The sequence below is a fragment of the Brevundimonas sp. VNH65 genome, assembly GCF_049445955.1.
Taxonomy (GTDB): domain Bacteria; phylum Pseudomonadota; class Alphaproteobacteria; order Caulobacterales; family Caulobacteraceae; genus Brevundimonas.
The window spans coordinates 18617-36871 of sequence record NZ_JBMSDX010000013.1 but is presented as its reverse complement, the minus strand read 5'-3'; the positions used below and the strand labels follow the sequence as shown (position 1 = coordinate 36871).

Annotated in this window: 18 protein-coding genes; 4 read left to right on the top strand and 14 right to left on the bottom strand. The window is 69.8% G+C overall.

Translation table 11 applies throughout. The features are described 5' to 3' along the window. Window positions 1-8 precede the first annotated feature (8 nt). The 5 genes from ACO2Q1_RS15885 to obgE all read right to left on the bottom strand — a co-directional run bounded on the left by ACO2Q1_RS15885 (window position 9) and on the right by obgE (window position 3956). Complete coding sequence (locus tag ACO2Q1_RS15885; protein ID WP_423330466.1) at window positions 9-1079, bottom strand: murein hydrolase activator EnvC family protein; 1071 nt, start codon at window positions 1077-1079, stop codon at window positions 9-11. Then, window positions 1079-1543, bottom strand: coding sequence for a 23S rRNA (pseudouridine(1915)-N(3))-methyltransferase RlmH (gene rlmH, locus ACO2Q1_RS15880; protein WP_423330465.1), 465 nt, complete (start codon window positions 1541-1543; stop codon window positions 1079-1081). Before rlmH ends, ACO2Q1_RS15885 begins: the two co-directional genes overlap by 1 nt. 36 nt (window positions 1544-1579) lie before the next feature. Then, window positions 1580-2005 (bottom strand): ribosome silencing factor, encoded by a 426-nt coding sequence (rsfS, locus tag ACO2Q1_RS15875; protein ID WP_423330486.1) that lies wholly within the window; start codon window positions 2003-2005, stop codon window positions 1580-1582. Between the two features lie 140 nt (window positions 2006-2145). After that, complete coding sequence (locus tag ACO2Q1_RS15870) at window positions 2146-2808, bottom strand: nicotinate-nucleotide adenylyltransferase (RefSeq protein ID WP_423330464.1); 663 nt, start codon at window positions 2806-2808, stop codon at window positions 2146-2148. A gap of 98 nt (window positions 2809-2906) precedes the next feature. Then, on the bottom strand, window positions 2907-3956 hold the full coding sequence (gene obgE / locus ACO2Q1_RS15865; RefSeq protein WP_423330463.1) for a GTPase ObgE: 1050 nt from the start codon (window positions 3954-3956) through the stop codon (window positions 2907-2909). 113 nt (window positions 3957-4069) lie between these two features. Here obgE and ACO2Q1_RS15860 point away from each other — a divergent pair, with 113 nt between their 5' ends. Further along, window positions 4070-4888 (top strand): hypothetical protein, encoded by an 819-nt coding sequence (locus ACO2Q1_RS15860; RefSeq protein ID WP_423330462.1) that lies wholly within the window; start codon window positions 4070-4072, stop codon window positions 4886-4888. Between the two features lie 41 nt (window positions 4889-4929). Here ACO2Q1_RS15860 and ACO2Q1_RS15855 read toward each other — a convergent pair whose 3' ends face one another. From ACO2Q1_RS15855 to prmC, 7 genes are all read right to left on the bottom strand, one after another. Then, window positions 4930-6981, bottom strand: a complete 2052-nt coding sequence (locus tag ACO2Q1_RS15855; protein WP_423330461.1) for an NAD(+) synthase — start codon at window positions 6979-6981, stop codon at window positions 4930-4932. A gap of 93 nt (window positions 6982-7074) precedes the next feature. Beyond that, the gene (locus ACO2Q1_RS15850; protein ID WP_423330460.1) at window positions 7075-7845 is read right to left on the bottom strand and encodes a DUF4893 domain-containing protein; all 771 of its coding nucleotides are present in this window, start codon (window positions 7843-7845) and stop codon (window positions 7075-7077) included. 56 nt (window positions 7846-7901) lie between these two features. Then, on the bottom strand, window positions 7902-9119 hold the full coding sequence (locus ACO2Q1_RS15845) for an FAD-dependent oxidoreductase (RefSeq protein ID WP_423330459.1): 1218 nt from the start codon (window positions 9117-9119) through the stop codon (window positions 7902-7904). A 16-nt stretch (window positions 9120-9135) separates the two neighbouring features. Beyond that, a complete protein-coding gene (locus ACO2Q1_RS15840; protein WP_423330458.1) occupies window positions 9136-9810 on the bottom strand; it encodes a DUF4893 domain-containing protein in 675 nt (224 codons plus the stop codon). Between the two features lie 62 nt (window positions 9811-9872). Then, window positions 9873-11048 (bottom strand): response regulator, encoded by a 1176-nt coding sequence (locus ACO2Q1_RS15835; RefSeq protein ID WP_423330457.1) that lies wholly within the window; start codon window positions 11046-11048, stop codon window positions 9873-9875. A gap of 81 nt (window positions 11049-11129) precedes the next feature. Next, on the bottom strand, window positions 11130-12029 hold the full coding sequence (locus tag ACO2Q1_RS15830) for a DUF4167 domain-containing protein (protein WP_423330456.1): 900 nt from the start codon (window positions 12027-12029) through the stop codon (window positions 11130-11132). Window positions 12030-12354: 325 nt separating this feature from the next. Further along, the gene (gene prmC / locus ACO2Q1_RS15825; RefSeq protein WP_423330455.1) at window positions 12355-13263 is read right to left on the bottom strand and encodes a peptide chain release factor N(5)-glutamine methyltransferase; all 909 of its coding nucleotides are present in this window, start codon (window positions 13261-13263) and stop codon (window positions 12355-12357) included. A 97-nt stretch (window positions 13264-13360) separates the two neighbouring features. Between prmC and ACO2Q1_RS15820 the strand changes: the two genes are divergently transcribed. The 3 genes from ACO2Q1_RS15820 to ACO2Q1_RS15810 all read left to right on the top strand — a co-directional run bounded on the left by ACO2Q1_RS15820 (window position 13361) and on the right by ACO2Q1_RS15810 (window position 16665). Further along, on the top strand, window positions 13361-14581 hold the full coding sequence (locus tag ACO2Q1_RS15820; RefSeq protein WP_423330454.1) for a YihY/virulence factor BrkB family protein: 1221 nt from the start codon (window positions 13361-13363) through the stop codon (window positions 14579-14581). A gap of 112 nt (window positions 14582-14693) precedes the next feature. Beyond that, complete coding sequence (locus ACO2Q1_RS15815) at window positions 14694-15968, top strand: polyhydroxyalkanoate depolymerase (protein WP_423330453.1); 1275 nt, start codon at window positions 14694-14696, stop codon at window positions 15966-15968. Then, window positions 15928-16665, top strand: a complete 738-nt coding sequence (locus ACO2Q1_RS15810; RefSeq protein WP_423330452.1) for a M48 family metallopeptidase — start codon at window positions 15928-15930, stop codon at window positions 16663-16665. The genes ACO2Q1_RS15815 and ACO2Q1_RS15810 overlap by 41 nt, the downstream gene beginning before the upstream one ends. A 7-nt stretch (window positions 16666-16672) precedes the next feature. On the opposite strand, the gene ACO2Q1_RS15805 is transcribed toward ACO2Q1_RS15810, so the two are convergent. Together ACO2Q1_RS15805 and ald are read right to left on the bottom strand one after the other, a co-directional pair. Further along, window positions 16673-16975, bottom strand: coding sequence for a hypothetical protein (locus tag ACO2Q1_RS15805; RefSeq protein WP_423330451.1), 303 nt, complete (start codon window positions 16973-16975; stop codon window positions 16673-16675). Between the two features lie 37 nt (window positions 16976-17012). Continuing rightward, window positions 17013-18131 (bottom strand): alanine dehydrogenase, encoded by a 1119-nt coding sequence (gene ald / locus ACO2Q1_RS15800; RefSeq protein ID WP_423330450.1) that lies wholly within the window; start codon window positions 18129-18131, stop codon window positions 17013-17015. Window positions 18132-18255: the final 124 nt, after the last annotated feature.

Genomic DNA, 18255 nt, shown 5'->3' with positions numbered 1-18255 from the left:
TCCGGACGTCAGTCGAGGAACGGGCGGGGGTCGATCGGCCGGTCCGCCCGGCGCAGTTCGAAATAGACCTCGCCCTCTTCGGCGCCTCGCCCGAGCGTCTGGCCGTCGGCCACGCGCGCGCCGGCCTCGACCGCCACGCTGTCCAGGCCCGCGACCACGGCGCGCCAGCCGGGACCGAGATCCAGGATCACCACCTGGCCCCAGCCGCTGAGCGGACCGGCGTAGTCGACCGTGGCCTCGGCCGGTGCGGCGACGGCGCGCGCGCCGGGGCGCCAGGCCACGCCGTTCGATCGGCGCTCGGACGGGCCGGAGACCGGCGGCGACAGTCGGGACCGCCCGCCCGGTAGGCGGGTGGCCATCGCGGCCTCTTCCGCGTCCGTCAGGCGCGCGGGTCGCCCGCCCAGGGCCCGGATGCGGGCCTCCAGCGCCTGGGCCGCGCGTTCGGCGCGTTCGGCGTCCGCGCGCAGCACGGCGGTCAGGGCGGCCTTGCGACGGCTGAGTTGTTCGATCTCGGCGCGCCGGTCGGTCTGGGCGCTTTCGGTGGTCAGCAGCCGTTCCGACGCCAGCACCGCCAAACGGCGCACACGGGCGGCCTCTTCCTGTTCGGTCTCGACGGCGCGGGCGCGCGCCTGGAGCTCCGGCGTCATGGCCCGGAGCATGATCGCGGCCCGCACGGTGTCCGTGGCCTGGTCGGCCGGGATCAGCAGGGGCGGGGGCGGACGGCGGCTCATCATCTGCAGGGCCGACAGCAGGCGGGTCTGGCCGGCGCGGGCGCGCGAGAGCCGGACCGCCAGCTCGGCGTCGCGGCGGTTCAGTTGATCCAGTCGGGCGCGCTGGGCCTCGATCTGGGCGTCGTCGGCGTCGCGGGCCCGCTCGAGCCCGTCCAGACGTCGTTGCAGGTTCGCCAGCTCGGCCTGGGCCTCCTGGGCGTCGGCGCGCAGACGGCGGGCGCGGGCCAGTTCATCGCGGTATTCGGCCTGGAGTCCCGGCAGTTCCGCGGTCTGGCCGGGCGTCTGCCGTCCCGCCGCCGGTCCGGCCGCGAGCCCCATCAGTCCGAGCGCGATCAGCGTCTTCTTCATCAATCACGGTGATAGGGCGAACCGGCCAGTATGGTCACGGCGCGATACAACTGCTCGGCCAGCATGGCGCGGGCCAGGGCGTGGGGCCAGGTCTGCGGACCGAAGGCGAGGGTCGATCCGGCCGCGTCCAGGACGCGCCGGTCCAGGCCGTCGGCGCCGCCGATCGCGAACACCAGCCGACGCTCGCCCTGATCCCGCAGCGTCGCCAGGTGATCGGCGAAGGCGCGGCTGGCGTAGGTCCTGCCGCGTTCGTCGCAGGCGATCAGATGCGCGCCCTCGGCGGCGGCCAGCAGCAGATCGGCCTCCGGCGCCTTGCCGGGCTTTCGGGGTTCCAGATCGATCAGGTCGAGCGGGCCGAGGCCCAGGGCCCGCCCCGCGAGCGAGGCGCGCCGGGCGTAGTCGTCGGCCAGCTGGGCCTCGGGCCCGCGACCCGGCTTTCCGATGGCGAGGATCGTGAGTTTCATCCCATCCTCAAACGGGACGAAGCGGGACGGCGCGGATCAGGCCGCGCCGGCGCCGCGGTGACCGCCGCTGTCCACGGCCCAGATCTTCTCGATATTGTAGAAGACGCGCACCTCGGGGCGGAACAGGTGGATGATGACATCCCCCGCATCGATCAGCACCCAGTCGCAATGGGGCAGGCCCTCGACCTTGACCTTGCCCAGGCCGTGGTCCTTGAGCGTCCGCAGCAGGTGATCGGCCAGGGCGCCGACGTGGCGGTGCGAGCGGCCCGAGGCGACGATCATGGTGTCGGACATGGGCGACTTGCCGCGCAGGTCGATCAGGACGATGTCCTGGGCCTTGTCGTCGTCCAGCTTGGCCAGGATGGCGGTCTCGAGTGCGGTCGAACCGGCGGGAAGAGGCGCACGGGGGCCGTCAAAACCTCCGGCGGAGTCTCCGTCCTCGTCGTGCAGCGGGGCGATCAGGTCCTGCTCGTGAGCCGTGTTGGAAACGGCTTGATCTTGCGCGTCATACGCGGGCGAGGGGGTCAGCGGAGGGCTCCGGGGTGGTTATCTGGAGCGGCCCTATAGCATGGATGACCCCGAACGTCATCCTTGGCCGTGGATCACGACTTCGCGCGACGGGCGGCGGCGCGCAGGGCGGTCGAGGAACTGCGGTTCAGCGGCGCCGTCAGATACGTCCAGGCGGGGGCGTCCAGGTGGGCCAGCAGGCGCGCCTGATCCTGGGGGATGCGCCAGCCGGCGAAGCGTCGGGCGGCCGGGGCCGAGCGGCTCTCCAGCATGGAGCCGGGCCGGGCGATCACAGCCACCGGCATCATCCGCATGATGTCGGTCCAGCCGCGCCAGCGGTGGAAGCCGGCGAGATTGTCCGAACCCATCAGCCAGACGAAACGCACGCCCGGATGCCGCGCCTTCAGCACGCGCAGGGTGTCGATCGTCCATTGGGTTCCCATGCGGGTCTCGACGTCCGACACGATCATCGACGGCGAGCGCGCCCATTCGCGGGCCGTGGCCATCCGTTCCGCCAGCGGAGCGGTCTCGTGCCGGCCCTTCAGCGGGTTCTGCGGCGAGACCAGCCAGACCACGCGATCCAGGCCCAGGCGGTTCAGCGCCGTCTCGGCGACGTGCAGATGGCCGTCATGCGCCGGGTTGAACGATCCCCCGAACAGACCCACCGACATGCCCGGCGTCAGGTCCAGGCCGTCACGCAGCGCGCCCCGGCGGGGGCCCGAACCCTTGGGCGCTGGACCGGCGTGGAAGAAGGGCAAGGCGGGCGGCGCTCGGCGTGGACGGGTTTTGCTCAGCGGCGCCCTATCACGGGCGACCGGCCTTGTCCTGACAATATTTGCGACGGAGGTTCCGGCGATCAGGGCGTCCAGGCGCCCGCCGGCTGGACGTCGTCGCCGGCGTCATCGATCTCGCCGCGGGTCTTGCGCACCTCGGCCCAGGCGGCGCGCAGCAGCTCCGGCACGCCTTCTCCGGACACGCCCGAAACCAGCCAGGGGCGTTTGCCGGACGCGGCCTCCAGGGCGGCGGCCTTCTCCTGACGCTCCTCGTCGGACAGGGCGTCGATCTTGTTGAGGGCCAGAAGTTCGGTCTTGTCAGCCAGGCCTTCGCCATAGGCGTCCAGTTCATGGCGGATGATGCGCCAGGCCTCGACCACGTCCGCCTGGGTTCCGTCGATCAGATGGATCAGGCTGGCCGAGCGTTCGACATGGCCCAGGAAGCGGGTGCCCAGGCCGGCGCCTTCGGAGGCGCCCTCGATCAGGCCGGGAATGTCGGCGATGACGAACCGCTCGCTGGGGCTCAGGTCCACCATGCCCAGGTTGGGCGCCAGGGTGGTGAAGGGATAGTCGGCGATCTTGGGGCGTGCGGCCGAGGCGGCGGCCAGGAAGGTCGATTTTCCGGCGTTCGGCAGGCCGGCCAGCCCGATGTCGGCGATCAGCTTGAGCCGCAGCCAGATGGCGCGCTCCTGACCGTCCTGGCCCGGATTGGCGTGTTTGGGCGCCTGGTTGATCGGGCCCTTGAAGCGGTTGTTGCCCCAGCCGCCGTTGCCGCCCCGCAGCAACAGCTCGATCTTGCCGGCCTCGTCCATGTCCAGAAGGACGGTTTCCTTGTCCTCGTCCAGAACCTGGGTGCCGACCGGCACCTTGAGCACGACATCCTCGCCCTTGGCGCCGTGCATGTTGCGGCCCATGCCGTGGCCGCCCGTCTGGGCCTTGAAATGCTGCTGGTAGCGATAGTCGATCAGGGTGTTCAGCCCCTCGACCGCTTCGATCCAGACGTGTCCGCCCGTGCCGCCGTCGCCGCCGTCGGGGCCGCCGTTCGGAATGAATTTCTCGCGCCGGAACGAGACGGCGCCGCCGCCGCCATTGCCGGAGCGGATGTAGATCTTGGCCTGGTCGAGGAACTTCATCGGCGGCTTATGCCGAAAAAGAGCGGCGATTTACAGGCGTGGCCTGCGGGAAGCGCGTTTACGACCGCCTAAGGAGGACCGGGCACAATCCGGCGGATACCGGAGGTCATCGCGTGATCCGCATCGACGCCAGCGCCGCCCTTGTTTCCGCCGATCTTCGCGCGGCGTCGGACGCGCGCGCCGAGGCGGCCGAGAAGCGGCGCGAGGACCGGCTGAAGGCGGCCAAGCAGGCGATCGAGGTCCTGAAACACGCCCGTGTGGACGTGGGCGAGGTCCAGAAGGAGATGGCGCGGCGCAAGCTGGAGCAGATCAAGGAGCGCATTCGCCTGCTGAAGCAGACGGCGTCGATGGATCCGCGCGGCGCGGCGCGGGAGATCGCCCGGCTGTCACGGGAGCTGGCGTCGGCGGTGAAGGCCTATGCGTCGGCGGGCGGGTCGACGGCCGGCGTCGGCGCGGTCGCGGGCGGGGGCACAGCGGGAGCGCAGGCGGCGTCCGGCACAGCCGAGGCTTCGGCCGAAGCGGTGGCCGGTTCCGAAACCACCGGCGCGGAGGCCGGCCCTGCGGAGGCGAACGGCGAGGGTTCCGCCGCCGAAGAGGTGAAGGCGGAGGCGCAACCTCCGACGGCCGCGGAGCGCGCCGCTGAGCTGTATCGACGGATGCAGAACGCGCCGGAAGCCGAGGCTCGGGCGCGGGATCGTCAGAAGCAGGAGTCCGACGCGGCCGACGCCGCAGACTTCCTGAAACAGGCGCGCGCGCTGCAGAAGGTTCTGAAGGAAATCCTGGAGAAGGTCGCCGAGGCGGCCAGGGCGAAGGGACCGGAGGGCGAGAAGGAGGTCGAGGACGCCGAAAAGGCCCTGGCCGAGGTCAGCCGGGAGATCGGCTTTGCCGAGGCGGCCCAGCCCGCCGTCCTGCCCGCCGCCCTCGCGGCTTGACGGAGGCCCGAGCGCCCGCGCGGGAATTCAACAGCGTTGCGTCAGGCGTCCGGGACGTTGGCCTCCAGCTCGTCCAGCCAGACCCTGGCCGAGGCGTCCGACGGCGCGCGCCAGTCGCCGCGCGGCGACAGGGAGCCGCCGGTGACGACCTTCGGGCCGTTCGGCAGGGCCGATCGCTTGAACTGGCTGGTCTGGAAGAAGCGGAGGAGGAACTTCCTCAGCCAGTGTTTGATCGTCGCCAGGTCGTAGGCGACCTTTTCGGCCTCCGGGGTGTTCACCGGCCACTCGCCGCGTGAGGCGTCGCCCCAGGCCTGCAGGGCCAGATAGGCGACCTTGGACGGCTTGAGGCCGAAGCGGCTGATGTAGAACAGGAAGAAGTCGTTCAGGGCATAGGGCCCCACTGTCGCCTCGGTCGACTGAAGCTTGCCGTCCGCGCCGGCGGGCACGAGCTCGGGCGAAATCTCGGTTTCCAGAACGGCGTGCAGGGTCGAGACCGCCTCGGCCCCCACGAGCTCGCGATCGGCCACCCAGCGGATCAGGTGGCGGATCAGCGTCTTCGCCACCCCGCCGTTGACGTTGTAGTGGCTCATATGGTCGCCGACGCCATAGGTGCACCAGCCCAGCGCCAGTTCCGACAGGTCGCCGGTGCCGAGCACGAAGCCGCCGGTCTGGTTGGCCAGCCGGAACAGATAGTCGGTGCGCAGGCCCGCCTGGACATTCTCGAACGTCACGTCATGCACTGGCTGACCGTCAGCGAAGGGGTGGCCGATGTCGCGCAGCATGGTGGTCGCCGCCGGGCGGATGTCGATCTCCTCGCCCGTGACGCCGAGGGCGTTCATCAGGGCCCAGGCGTTGGCCCTGGTGCCCTCCGAGGTGGCGAAGCCCGGCATCGTATAGGCGCGGATGGCGCTGCGTGGCAGGTCCAAGCGGTCGAAGGCGCGGCAGGCGACCAGCAGGGCCTGGGTCGAATCCAGTCCGCCCGAAACGCCGATGACCAGGGTCCTGGCGCCGGTCGCGGTCATCCGCCGCATCAGGCCCTGAACCTGGATGTTGAACGCCTCGAAGCAGTCCTGGTCCAGCCGGGCCGGATCATCCGGCACGAAGGGAAAGCGGTCGAGCGGGCGGCGAAGGCTCGTCGGCGCCGTTGCGTTTTCGCGGGCCGCGAAGGGAATCACCGTCGCCGCCTCGCCTTCGCTGCGGACACATTCGGCGAAGGTGCCGTTCCTGAGCCGGTCCAGGCCGATCCGGTCCACGTCGATGTCGGCGACGGTCAGGTGCGAGGTCAGGGCGAACCGTTCGCCCTCGGCCAGTCTCGCGCCCAGTTCGTGGATCGTCGCCTGACCGTCCCAGGCCAGGTCGGTGGTGCTTTCGCCCCAGCCCGAGGCGGTGAAGACATAGGCCGAGATCGTTCGCGAGGACTGGCTGGCGCTCAGCATCGCCCGCTCGTCGGCCTTGCCGATGACGATGTTGGAAGCCGACAGGTTCAGGAGGATGCGCGCGCCGGCGAGCGCCGCGCGGGTCGAGGGCGGCTGGGGCGCCCAGAAATCCTCGCAAATCTCGACCGCGAAGACGAACCCCGGCCGGTTGACCGCCTCGAAGATCAGGCCGGGTGCGAAATCGACCGTTTCGCCGTTCAGGACGACGCTGTCCTCGGTCCGCGCAGGGGCGGGGGCGAACCAGCGTTTCTCATAGTATTCGCGATAGTTGGGCAGATAGGTCTTTGGGACCACGCCCAGAACCTCTCCGCCGCCGATCACGACGGCGCAGTTGAACAGGGCGTCGCCGCTGCGGACCGGAGCGCCGATCACGGCGACTAATCCGGCGTCGTCGGCGACGGCCGTGAGGATTTCGATCTGCCGGTCTACCTCGTCCAGCAGGGCCTCCTGCATGTGGAGGTCGTCGATGGCGTAGCCGCTGAGGCTCAGCTCCGGGAAGACGATCAGGTCCGCGCCCTGTTCCGCCGCTCGTCGGATCAGGGTGATGTGTTCGGCCGCATTTGCGACCGGGTCGGCCGGATGGACGACGGGCGTGGCGGCGACCACGCGGACGAAGCCGTGTGTTGCGGGGACGTGGAAGGGGCGGCTGTCGGGCATCGGCGGATCCGGACGTCCCGTGAGGACGAAGACGCCGTCTTCTAACAGGCGAGACCGTCCGACGCCAAAGTCGGCGTGATCACGGACGCCCGATCAGCGAACGAGCTCGAGGAGGTCCAGCTTGGATTCCTGCTTCGGCCAGGGAAGGACCAGCCGCCAGCGGTTGTCGCCGATGCGTTCGATGACCCCGATCTGGTCCCGCTCGCCCTGCTGTCCATAGGCCGGATAGCCGGTTTCGCCGGAGCCCCAGGCCTGTGCGCCCAGGAAGACAAGGCGATCATCCGTATCCGGATAGATCAGGCCGCGTGTCCGCTGCGAGCCGGTGACCTTGGTGAGGATCAGGTCGCCGCCGGGCGTGAGTTCGACCACGCAACGAAAGCCGGGGTAGGCGACATAGCCGCCGTATTCACCGATCCGACCCATCTTGATCGTGCGGCAGCGATATTCGCCGGGCGGCGGCTGAAGGCGGCCCGAGAGGCCAGCGTCGGGGTCCGCGAGGGCGCCGAGGCCGCGCACATCGTCCCGGAACCCGGCCTGGCGGGCGTCGCGCAAGGCCTGCCTCCAGGCCGCGTCCAGCCGATCCAGACGCGCCTTGTCCGCGTCGTTCGCCACCTGTCGCCAATCGTCCGTCCCACCCTGTTCGCCTGGAGCCGGGGCGACGGGCGGGGGCGGAGAGACGGGGGATTCCGGACCGGGCCTGTTCGGCGCGGACGCCGCTTCGTCGGCGGCCGTCTCCCGTTCGGCGGCCGCCGGGGCGGTCACAGCGGGCGAGGTCCGTTCCGAAGGGGCGTTTCCGCCCTCGCCGCAAGCGACGAGCAGAGGCAGGACCGCAGCGGCCGAAAGGATGAGCAGGCGTGAGGGCATGGCGATCTCCGTGACGCGGCGTCCGTGGACAGAACGTGCGACGGAGCGTCGCGGTTTCAGCTTCTCGCGAAGGCAGGCCGATCGAGCTTCAAGCGTGGGTCCAGCAACAGGCCCGACACCGTCGCCGCCAGCAGCCGGTCGGCCGTCGGCAGGCGCGCGACACGACCCAGCAGATGGTCGCGCACCCAGGGCAGGACCCGGCCGTCATTCTGGTAGAACGGCGTGAAGACCAGGCTGAGCGCCTGATAGAGGGCGAGGTGCAGACGGCGCGCGCCGGCATAGGCGCTCAGGGCCGTATCGAGGTCCGGCGCCCGGTCCAGGGCTTCGACCAGGGCGCGGGCGTCCAGCAAAGCCATATTGACCCCCTGTCCGAGCTGAGGGCTGGTCGAGTGGGCCGCATCGCCGACCACCGCGAGGCGTCGCCCGATCGGCTGGGTCAGGGTGTGGTGGCCGTAGCGCGCCAGGGTCAGGGCCTCTGGATCGATGATGGCGTCGAGGACCGGTTCGGTGCGCGGCCAGAGCGTCCGCACTTCCGACTTCCAGGCGTCCAGACCGTCCGACCGCCAGCGGGCGTAGTCATCCGGCTTCAGGCTCCAGAAGAAGGTGGCGGTCGGGGCCGCGTCGTCGGGGCGTCGGCCGCTGGGCAGGACGCCGATCATCCGGTCGGCGGCGCGGTAGACCTGTTCCAGGGCGCCGGGGTCGAAATCGGCGCCCGGCCAGGGGGTGGTGGTCCACAGGGCGCCCCAGGCCAGGTCGCGTCGCGCGCCGATCAGGCCCCGGCAAGGCAGGGTCTTGGCGATCGCCGACCGCGCGCCGGACGCGTCGATCACCAGGTCGAACCGGCCCAGGTCGCGGCCGCGCGCATCGGACAGCCGACCGTCGTCGGCCGAGGCGATGTCGTGCGACGACCGGATTTCGACCCCTTCGGCGATCACAGCGTCGTACAGCGTCTGGAACAGGGCCGAACGCAGCACGCCGAGCGCCGGACGCGGGCGCCTGAGAGCGTCGTAGCGGACGTCCAGAACAACCCGGCCGCGCCGCGCCTCCCGTCCGAACAGCCGTCCGACGGGCTGACCCAGCGCTGCGATCGTCGATGTCAGTCCCAGGCCGTCGAGCACGTCCAGTCCCGTCGGTTGCAGCAGGAAGCCGGCGCCGACCGGTCGGGGGGCGTCAAATCGCTCGAAGATGACGGGTCGCCGTCCCCGACGCGCCAGCATCAGGGCGACAGCCAGTCCGGCGGGGCCGGCCCCGACGACGGCGATGTTCCGGGTCAAGCGGCCTGCGCCTGCATCAGGCCGGGACCAGCTCGATCAGATCGAGGTTCGACTCATTCTGCGGCCAGGGCAGGACCAGACGCCAGCGGGCCTCGCCGATACGCTCCAGAACGGCGACCAGGTCGCGATCCGGGGTTCGACCGTAGGAATTGGCCGGCGGTTCGGCGGCGAGGGCCAGCGACCCCAGCAGGATCATGTGGCGGTCGTCTTCGGGGAACAGCAGGCCAGAGGGGCGCTGCGATCCCGTGAGCTTGGAGAATTTCAGGCCGCGCGGCGTCTGTTCGATGCGGCAGGCGAACCAGCCGTAGACCACATAGCCCAGGCCGTCTTCCCCGCCCTGGGAGCCCAGTTTGACGGTGCGACAGCGATAGTCGCCCGGCGGCGGGGCGACGCGACCGCGCGTCGCGCGCGGGCGGATGAGATCGCCGACGGAGGCGAGGTCGCCGGAGCCGCGCTGGCGCTGCGCCTGTTCAAGCGCCAGGGTCCAGGCGGCGTCGCGCCGCTGATACCGGTCGCGATCGATGGCGGTGATGATGCCGCGCCAGTCCAGGCGATCGACCGCGCCGGCTCCGGGCGGCGGAGGGGGCGGCGGCGGCGCCTCGACGGCCGTCGCGCAGGCGGAGAGGGCGGTGACGGCGAGGGTCGCGGCCAGAAGCGTGCGGACGGGAAGCGGGGTCGGAACGAAGGGCATGTTCAGACACTAGGACGAAAGCGGCGAGACGCGAAGCGATGCGACGGGCCGGAAAGGTTCCGTCAGGCCGCCCGCCGCCGCCCGATGCGATCCGGCCCGAGCGCCAGGGCGAGGGCGGCGACCAGGGCGGCGATGTCGATCGGCTTGGTCACATAGTCGAGGAAGCCGGCGTGCAGCCCCGCCTTCAGATCATCAGGTCCCGCATTGGCCGTCACCGCGATGACGGGAATGTCTCGGGTGGCGGGATCGCCGGACAGGCGCGACTTCACCTGAAAGCCGTCGAGATCCGGGAGATTGAGGTCGAGCAGGATGACGTCCGGACGCAGATCCCCGGCCATGGCCAGACCCAGGGATCCGGTTTCGCCGACATAGAGGTCGCAAGGGCAGAGGGCGTCCAGCACCCGTCGCATCACGAGAACATTGGCCGGGTGATCTTCGATGTAGAGAATCAGGGGGCGTTGACGTCCTTGGGCTCCTGGTCGGGTGGGAGCGGCAGGTCGCGTGGCCGGCGGCAACATCAGCACCAGGCCAGGGTCGAAGTCGCCATGGACATGGCTGGAGAGACGGCCGTGTTCCAGTCGACCGTTCAGGCTCAGGGCCAGCCGTCGTGCGGCCGAGAGACCGATTCCGCGCAAGGGCGGCGCCTCGTCGGGGACGGTCGATGTGAACGGGGCGCTGGATGAGGCCGACCGCCGGGGCGACGTCGGCTGTCGCGCCGCGATCGCGATCTCGATGAAGTCGCGGCCGCGCCGCACCTCCGTGGCGATCTCGGCCCCCCGGCGGCACGCCGCAAGGACACGGGCCGTCTGGGCGTAGACGATGCGGCGAAGCAGGGTTCGGTCGGCGGCGGCGCAGTCGTCGGTGAGGACGACGGGCTCGCAGAGCGTCGCTCCTCGCGCCTCGATCCGCGCCCGCAGGATGTCGTGGAGGCGCCGGATCATCCGGGCCGGGTCGACGATTTCGGGCGCAAGGTCCGAAGCCGAGGTGCCGAAATCCGGATCGGACTCGTCTTGGGGCGTTTCGACCAGACCCAGGAGGCGGAGGCCGGCGGTGCGGATTGCCGCGACGGCTTCCGCCTGCCTGTCCGTCAACGGTTGGTCGGCGTCAGACAGCAGCGTGTCAGCCAGGACGATCACGGCGTTCAGAGGGGTTCGGAACGCCTGCGCCTCTTCCTGTCGCCAGGGCTCGGGCGCTCCAGGCCAAGCCTTCGGACGCACAGGCTGATGGTCGGTCGTCATAACTCATCTCCCCCAAAGACTGGGGAGGAGTGTGACCCGCAAAGATTGCGCGCCGGTTAAACCTAAAGTTGTGTCACCGCCTCAGTCTTCGGTCGGCGCAGCCTCGGCCTTCTTGCGCGTTGTGCGGCGACGGGGGGCAGGCGAGGCGTCGCCGTCTTCGGCAGGGGCTTCAGGCGCGGTGGAGCGGGTCAGGAAACCCGGCAGGGCGGCCGGCGCCTCGTCGTCCGCATCGCCTTCGCGCGGCATGCGGCTGCGGCGGGGACGCTCGGTGCGGGCCGGCGGGGCGTCGGCCTCGACCCGGGGAGCTTCATCCGCGGCGGTCGCATCCTTTGTCTCGGACGTCTCGGCGCCGTCCTCGGAGTCCGCTCCATCCGAGCCGCCGGCCTCGGTCTCGAAGCGGCGATTGCGCTCCTCGCGACGACGTTCCCAGCGTTCGCGGCGGGTTTCGCGGCGACGACCGTCGCCCTGGGTTTCGTCGCCCTCGGCGCGCGCGTCCCGGTCGTCGCCTTCGCCGCGCGAAGCTTCGCGGCCGGCCTCGCGGGACGCCTCCCGGGCTTCGCGGGCCTCCCGCGCCTCCTGCTGCTGCTGGGCGGTGCGCTCAGCGGCCTGCTGTGCGGCGAGGAAGGCGGCGGCCTGGGCGCCCGATTCATCCTCGAAATCGATGTCGAAACCCTGGTTCGACAGTTCGCGCGCGGCGATCTCGGACACCGGCCGGGCCGGCTGGAGCGCCCGCAGAACGCGGAAATAGTGTTCGGCGTGCTGCAGATAGTTCTCGGCCAGAACGCGGTCGCCCGAGCTGGACGCGTCGCGCCACAGTTGCAAATAGCGTTCATAGACGGTCTGGGCGTTGCCCCGGACCTTGATGTTCTCGGGACCTTGCGAGTCCCAGGACCGGTTGGGGTTGGCGTTGTTCGCGTTGGCGCCGCCGGACTTGTTCCGGTTGCGTCCGCGCTGACGCTTCATGCCCTTGAAATCTCTCATGCGAGCTTACCGTGCTGGTGCGGGGCGGCCGTCGGGAGGAGGACCGGGCCCTGTTCGTCATTCCGTTCGTTCGGGGCCTATCCCCGGTGCGATTGTTCGGAACCTGTCGTCGCCCTGTGGTCCGCCGGCGCAGGAACTGAGCGCCGACCGTCACTGTCCAGGACGCGGAAACGTCAGGCGATCTGCCTGAATCGATTGCGCTTGGGTGGGAGACGACCTGCCATAGCGCGCCTCACGCCCCATTCCAAGGGGTTTGTTGCCCTTGAAGCCGAGCGTGGTTTCGACGCTCAGGCAGCGGGCGGCCGCGTCGCAAGCGGTAGCGTCCCTAGTCCTGGGGAATCGGATTGACGCGCGGGTCCGGGCCGTTGGTGACCACGCGGTCGCGGTCGCCCAGGTCCTTGACGACCTTGACGCCCGTGAAGCCCTGGGCCTCGAACAGGGCCTTGACCTGCGGACCCTGATCCCAGCCGATCTCCACGGCGAAGACGCCGCCGGGTTTGAGCACGCGGGCGATCTCCGGGGCCAGCTGGCGATAGGCCTCCAGTCCGTCGGGGCCGCCGTCCAGGGCCAGGTGCGGGTCGTGGTCGCGCACCTCCGGATCCAGGCCGGGGATGTCGGCGGACGGGATGTAGGGCGGGTTGGAGACGACCAGGTCGAAGCTGCCGTCGCCGAAACCGGTCGCCCATTCGGTGCGCAGGAAGGTGGCGCGATTGTCCAGCTCCAACTCTGCGGCGTTGTCGCGTGCGACGGCGATGGCTTCGAACGAGATATCGGTGCCCACGCCGGTGGCTGCGGGACGCTCGGCCAGGATGGCCAGCAGGATGGCGCCCGAGCCCGTGCCCAGGTCGGCGACGGTGAAGGCCTCGTTCTTCGTGTGGGCCAGGACGGCCACGTCGATCAGGGTCTCGGTGTCGGGGCGGGGGCTGAGGACGTCGGGCGTGACGTTCAGCATGATCTTCCAGAACCCCTTGCGGCCCAGGATGCGCGACACGGGCTCGCGACGCAGGCGGCGCTCGACATAGGCGTCCAGCGTCGCCGACTGATCGGGCGTCACCGCACGGTAAGGGTCGGTGAGGATGTCCATGCGCGTGGCACCGGTCGCCGCCTCGACCAGCAGACGGGCGTCGATGGAGGGGCTGTCGATCTTGCCGGTCTTGAGCCGGGCCTGGGCACCCTTCCATACGGTCAGCAGGGTCGGGCCGTCGCCCGATTTCGGCGTGATGGGGTCGGTCATGGGGCGCTGACTATCAGGTCGCGCCGTTGGATGCGATCCTTGTCGGATCGTGCACGACAACAGGGGAACGGGGATGAAGCTGAGCCGTTCTCGGGCCATGCGATCCTCTCGGAAAACGACCCTGCGCATTCCCGGCTGGCGTTGGTTGGCGGCCGGCCTGGGTGGGCTGGCGGCCGGGGCGACGGCGGCGCATCTGCTCTATAGTCAGGGACACAAATTCGGGGTGGAGCTGAGGCCCGAGCGGCCGGAAATCCTGCCGCCCAAACCGCCGGCGCCCGAGGATTACGAAGCGCGGGAGCCGGGGCGGGGGCGGATGGCCCAGAGGCCGGAGCAGATTCCGCGCAAGGGCTGGACCGACATCCTGTGGCGGACGGGCGGCGCCTATTTCGGCGACCGGGTGGGCTTCTTCGCCGGCGGGGTGACCTTTTTTCTGCTGCTGTCGATGTTCCCGACCCTGGCGGCCTTCGTCACCATCTATGGGCTGTTCGCCGATCCGAACGAGGCCTGGGCGCGGCTGCAGTTCCTCTATTCCGTCCTGCCCCAGGGGGTGGCCGAGTTCCTCGGCGCGCAGATGCAGCGACTGGCCGAGAATTCGACCGGCCAGATGACCTTCACCCTGGCCTGGACCCTGCTGCTGTCGCTGTGGACGGCCAACGGCGGGATCAAGACCCTGTTCTACGGGCTGAACGTCGCCTACCACGAGGTCGAGCGGCGCAATCTGGTCCACTACAACCTGCTGTGCCTGGCCTTCACCCTGTCGGGCCTGACGGCGGTGCTGCTGACCAGCACGCTGGTGGTCGGGGTGCCGGTGGTGCTGGCCGTCTTCGGGCTGACGAACGACTGGATCCTGTTCGACTGGCTGAGGTGGCCGGTCCTGTTCGTGGGCTACACCGCCGCCCTGACCCTGATCTATCGCTTCGGGCCGTGCCGGCAGAAGGCGCGCTGGCGGTGGCTGACGCCCGGCGCCCTGTTCGCGGCGGCGGCCAGCGTGGCGGTGTCGTTCGTGTTCAGCTGGTTCCTGACCACCTTCGTGCGGACGGATTCCTACGGCCCGCTGGCGGCCTTCATGGGTTTTCTGCTGTGGATGTGGATCTCCGTGCAGATCATCCTGATGGGCGCGGAGTTGAACGCCGAGATCGAGCGTCAGACGGCGATCGACACCACGACCGGCCCGGCCATGCCGATCGGTGAACGCGGCGCCCAGGTTGCGGACAATGTCGGGGCCCGGCGCGGCTCGCCCGCCGCCCTGACCTTCACATTACGTCATGCCGAGGCCCTGGCCGACCGGCTGGCGCGACGGCGCGCGAGACGGGACTAGAGGGACGCCCAGGCGTGCGGGAATCAATCCCTACGAAATTGATCTTTCGCACATGCGTCATCATGTATGATCGACGTTCAGGCCCCGTTTCGGGGCGGCGTTCCGGATCGTCATGCTCTACGCCCTTCACGAACTCGCCTATGTTTCGGCCCAGCCCTGGCGCCTGGGCGCCCAGGCCGCTCGCCAGTTCTGGACCTCGCCATTCAATCCGCTGTCCCAGACCGCCATCGGCCGCACGGCCTACGCCTCGGCGGAGCTGTTCGAGAGCGTGACGCGGCGCTACGGCAAGCCGGACTGGGGTCTGGAGGTCGTGACGGTGAACGGCAAGCCCGTTCGCACCGTCCAGCAGGTGGTCTGGCAGAGCCCGTGGGTCAAGCTGGTGCGGTTCGCCCGCCATGTCGGCGATCTCAAGCGGGCGGGAAAACCGTCTTCTGCGCCCTCGGTGCTGATCGTGGCGCCCTTGTCGGGCCACTACGCCACCCTGCTGCGCGGCACGGTCGAGGCTTTCATCCAGGACCACGACGTCTATGTGACGGACTGGGAGAACGCCCGTCAGGTGCCGGTTCTGGAAGGCCGGTTCGACTTCTACGACTATGTCGATTATGTGCGCGAGATGCTGGGCCAGATCGGTCCGCGCGCCCATGTGGTGGCCGTGTGCCAGCCCGGGCCGCCGGTCCTGGCCGCCGCCGCCGTGATGGCGGCCGAGAACGATCCAAACCGTCCGGCCTCCATGACCTTCATGGGGTCGCCGATCGACGCGCGGCTGTCGCCGACGGTGACCAATGAACTGGCCGAGCAGAAGCCGTTCGCCTGGTTCAGCTCGAACATGATCCACACCGTGCCCCTGCCCTATCCGGGCGTCGGGCGGCGGGTCTATCCGGGGTTCGTGCAGCTCTACAGCTTCATGTCGATGAACGAGGAGCGGCACCGCGACGCCCATCACGAGTACTTCCGTCATCTGGTCGCCGGCGACGGCGACGGGGTCGAGAAGCACGAGCAGTTCTACGACGAGTATCTGGCCGTTCTGGATCTGACCGAGGAATTCTACCTCCAGACCATCGACCTGGTGTTCCAGAAATACGCCCTGGCCAAGGGCGAGCTGGAGCATCGCGGCAGGCCCGTCGATCTGTCGGCCATCAGCGACATCGGCCTGTGCACCGTCGAGGGCGAGAAGGACGACATCTCCGGGGTCGGCCAGACCCAGGCCGCCCACGGCCTGTGTCCCAATGTTCCGGAGGACCAGCGTCTGCTCTATGTGCAACCGGGCGTCGGCCATTACGGCGTCTTCAACGGCCGCCGCTTCCGCGAGGAGATCTATCCCCGCGTCACCGACTTCATCGCCAAGAATGAACAGCTCGTATCGGCACGGCCAAAGACTGCCGCTTGAGGCCCTGTCGCCGGGAAAAGCCGGGGCGTTGCGCCTTTCGGTGAACCCGCGCGCCCGGCGTATCTCGGTCCGTATCGACGCCCGGGCAGGCGAGGCGGTCATTGTGGCGCCGCGCGAGCGGATGCTGGCCCAGGCCGTCGATTTCGCCCGGAGCCGGGCCGACTGGATCTCCGAACGGCTGTCGGCGCGCGTCGAGGGCATGCCGCTGGCCCCGGGCGCGGTGATCCCGGTTCAGGGGCGGCCCACTCGCCTGGAGGCGACCGGGACCTCCGGCGCGGCCCGGCTGGTCGAGGCGGCCGACGGCCCCGTGATCCGCTCGGGCGGCGAGGGCGAGGCCTTCGCGCGTCGGGTCGAGAACCTGCTGAAGCGGCTGGCCCGCCAGACCCTGACGGAGCGGACGGAGGTCCATTTGCGGACGCTGGGCCAGCGCCCGGTCCGTCTGTCGATCGTCGACACGCGCAGCCGATGGGGTTCCTGCAGCCCGCACAATCGCTCGATCCGCTATTCGTGGCGTGTCGTCCTGGCTCCGCCCGCCGTGCTCGACTATCTGGCCGCCCATGAGGTGGCGCATCTGGTCCACGGCGACCACAGCCCGGCCTATTGGAGCGTGGTGGAGCGTCTGGTCGGCGACCATCGGCCGTTCCGCGCCTGGTTGCGTCGCCACGGCGCGGCGTTGCACGCCGTGGGCGCGGACTGATCCCGGTTTAGCCCAGGACGAAGTCGAGGCGGACGGCGCGGACGCCCTCCGTCCCCGGAGCGGCGACGCCCCGGCGAACGGCGCGCAGGGCTTCGGGCCCGAAGCCCTCGCCCTGCGGCGTTTCCTCCACGATCGTGCACTCCGTGGCGATGGACGCCTCGAACCGGCAGGACAGCCGCACGTGCCCGCGCCGCACATCCCGGCTGAGCGCGCGCGCGGGATATTCGATCGGCGGCCGCCGCGCCCACTCGACCGGAGGCTCTGATGCGGTCTGCGAGGCGACGGCGATGACGGCGGCGAGGATCAGCATGCCGCCGACCTATCCGCCGTCTCGCAGGGGATCAAGCTCAGCCGCGCGCCCAGACGCCGAACGGATCGCTCCAGGGCAGGCCCAAGGCTTCGGCGACCGCAGGATAGGTCAGTTCGCCGCGCAGCACGTTCAGGCCGCGCGCCAGATGCGGGTCCTTCTTCAGCGCCTCCAGCCCATGGTCGGCCAGGGCCAGGCCGAAGGGGAGGGTGGCGTTGTTCAGGGCTTCCGAGCTGGTGCGCGGCGCCGCGCCCGGCATGTTGGCCACGCAGTAGTGCACCACGCCGTCGATCACATAGGTCGGGTCTTCGTGGGTCGTCGGCTTCGAGGTCTCGAAACAGCCGCCCTGGTCGATGGCCACGTCCACCAGGACCGAGCCCGGCTTCATCTTCTTCAGGTGCTCGCGTTTGACCAGCTTGGGGGCCTCGGCGCCGGGCACCAGGACCGCGCCGATCACCACGTCGGCCTTGACGATCTCCTCCTCGATGGCCCCGATCGAGGAATAGCGGGTGATGACCCGGCCCCCGGTCAGTTCGTCGATATAGGCCATGCGCGGGATCGACCGCTCCAGCACCACGACCTCGGCGCCCAGGCCCATGGCCATGCGCGCCGCGTTCAGGCCGACGACGCCGCCGCCCAGCACCAGAACCCGCGCCGGCGCCACGCCCGGCACGCCGCAGAACAGCAGGCCCATGCCGCCGTTGTGCTTCAGCAGGGTCTCGGCGGCCGAGAAGACAGCGATCCGTCCCGCCACTTCCGACATCGGCGCCAGCAAGGGCAGGCCGCCGCGCGCATCGGTGACCGTCTCATAGGCGACGGCGGCGCATTTCGAGGCGATCAGGCCTTTGGTCTGTTCCGGATCGGGGGCGAGGTGCAGGTAGGTGTAGAGGATCTGGTCCTCGCGCAGCATCTCCCACTCGACCTTCTGGGGCTCCTTGACCTTCACGATCATGTCGTTGGTCGCGAAGATGGAGGCGGCGTCAGCGACGATCTCGGCGCCCGCGCGCTTGAAATCGTCGTCGGTGAAGCCGGCGCCCAGGCCGGCGCCGGTCTGCACCTGCACCTGGTGACCGTGAGCGACATACTCGCGCACCGCTGTGGGGGTCAGGCCGACCCGGTGTTCGTTGGTCTTGATTTCCTTGGGAACGCCGACACGCATCAGAGGTCTCCGGTCCGGCCGCGCCGATGGGCGGGCGATGTGAGGGTTGAGCGACTTCTAGCGATGATCAGATTGCAGGTTCCTGTTCTTTTCGGCGAGTGATCGGCGTAAATGTGCAGAATAT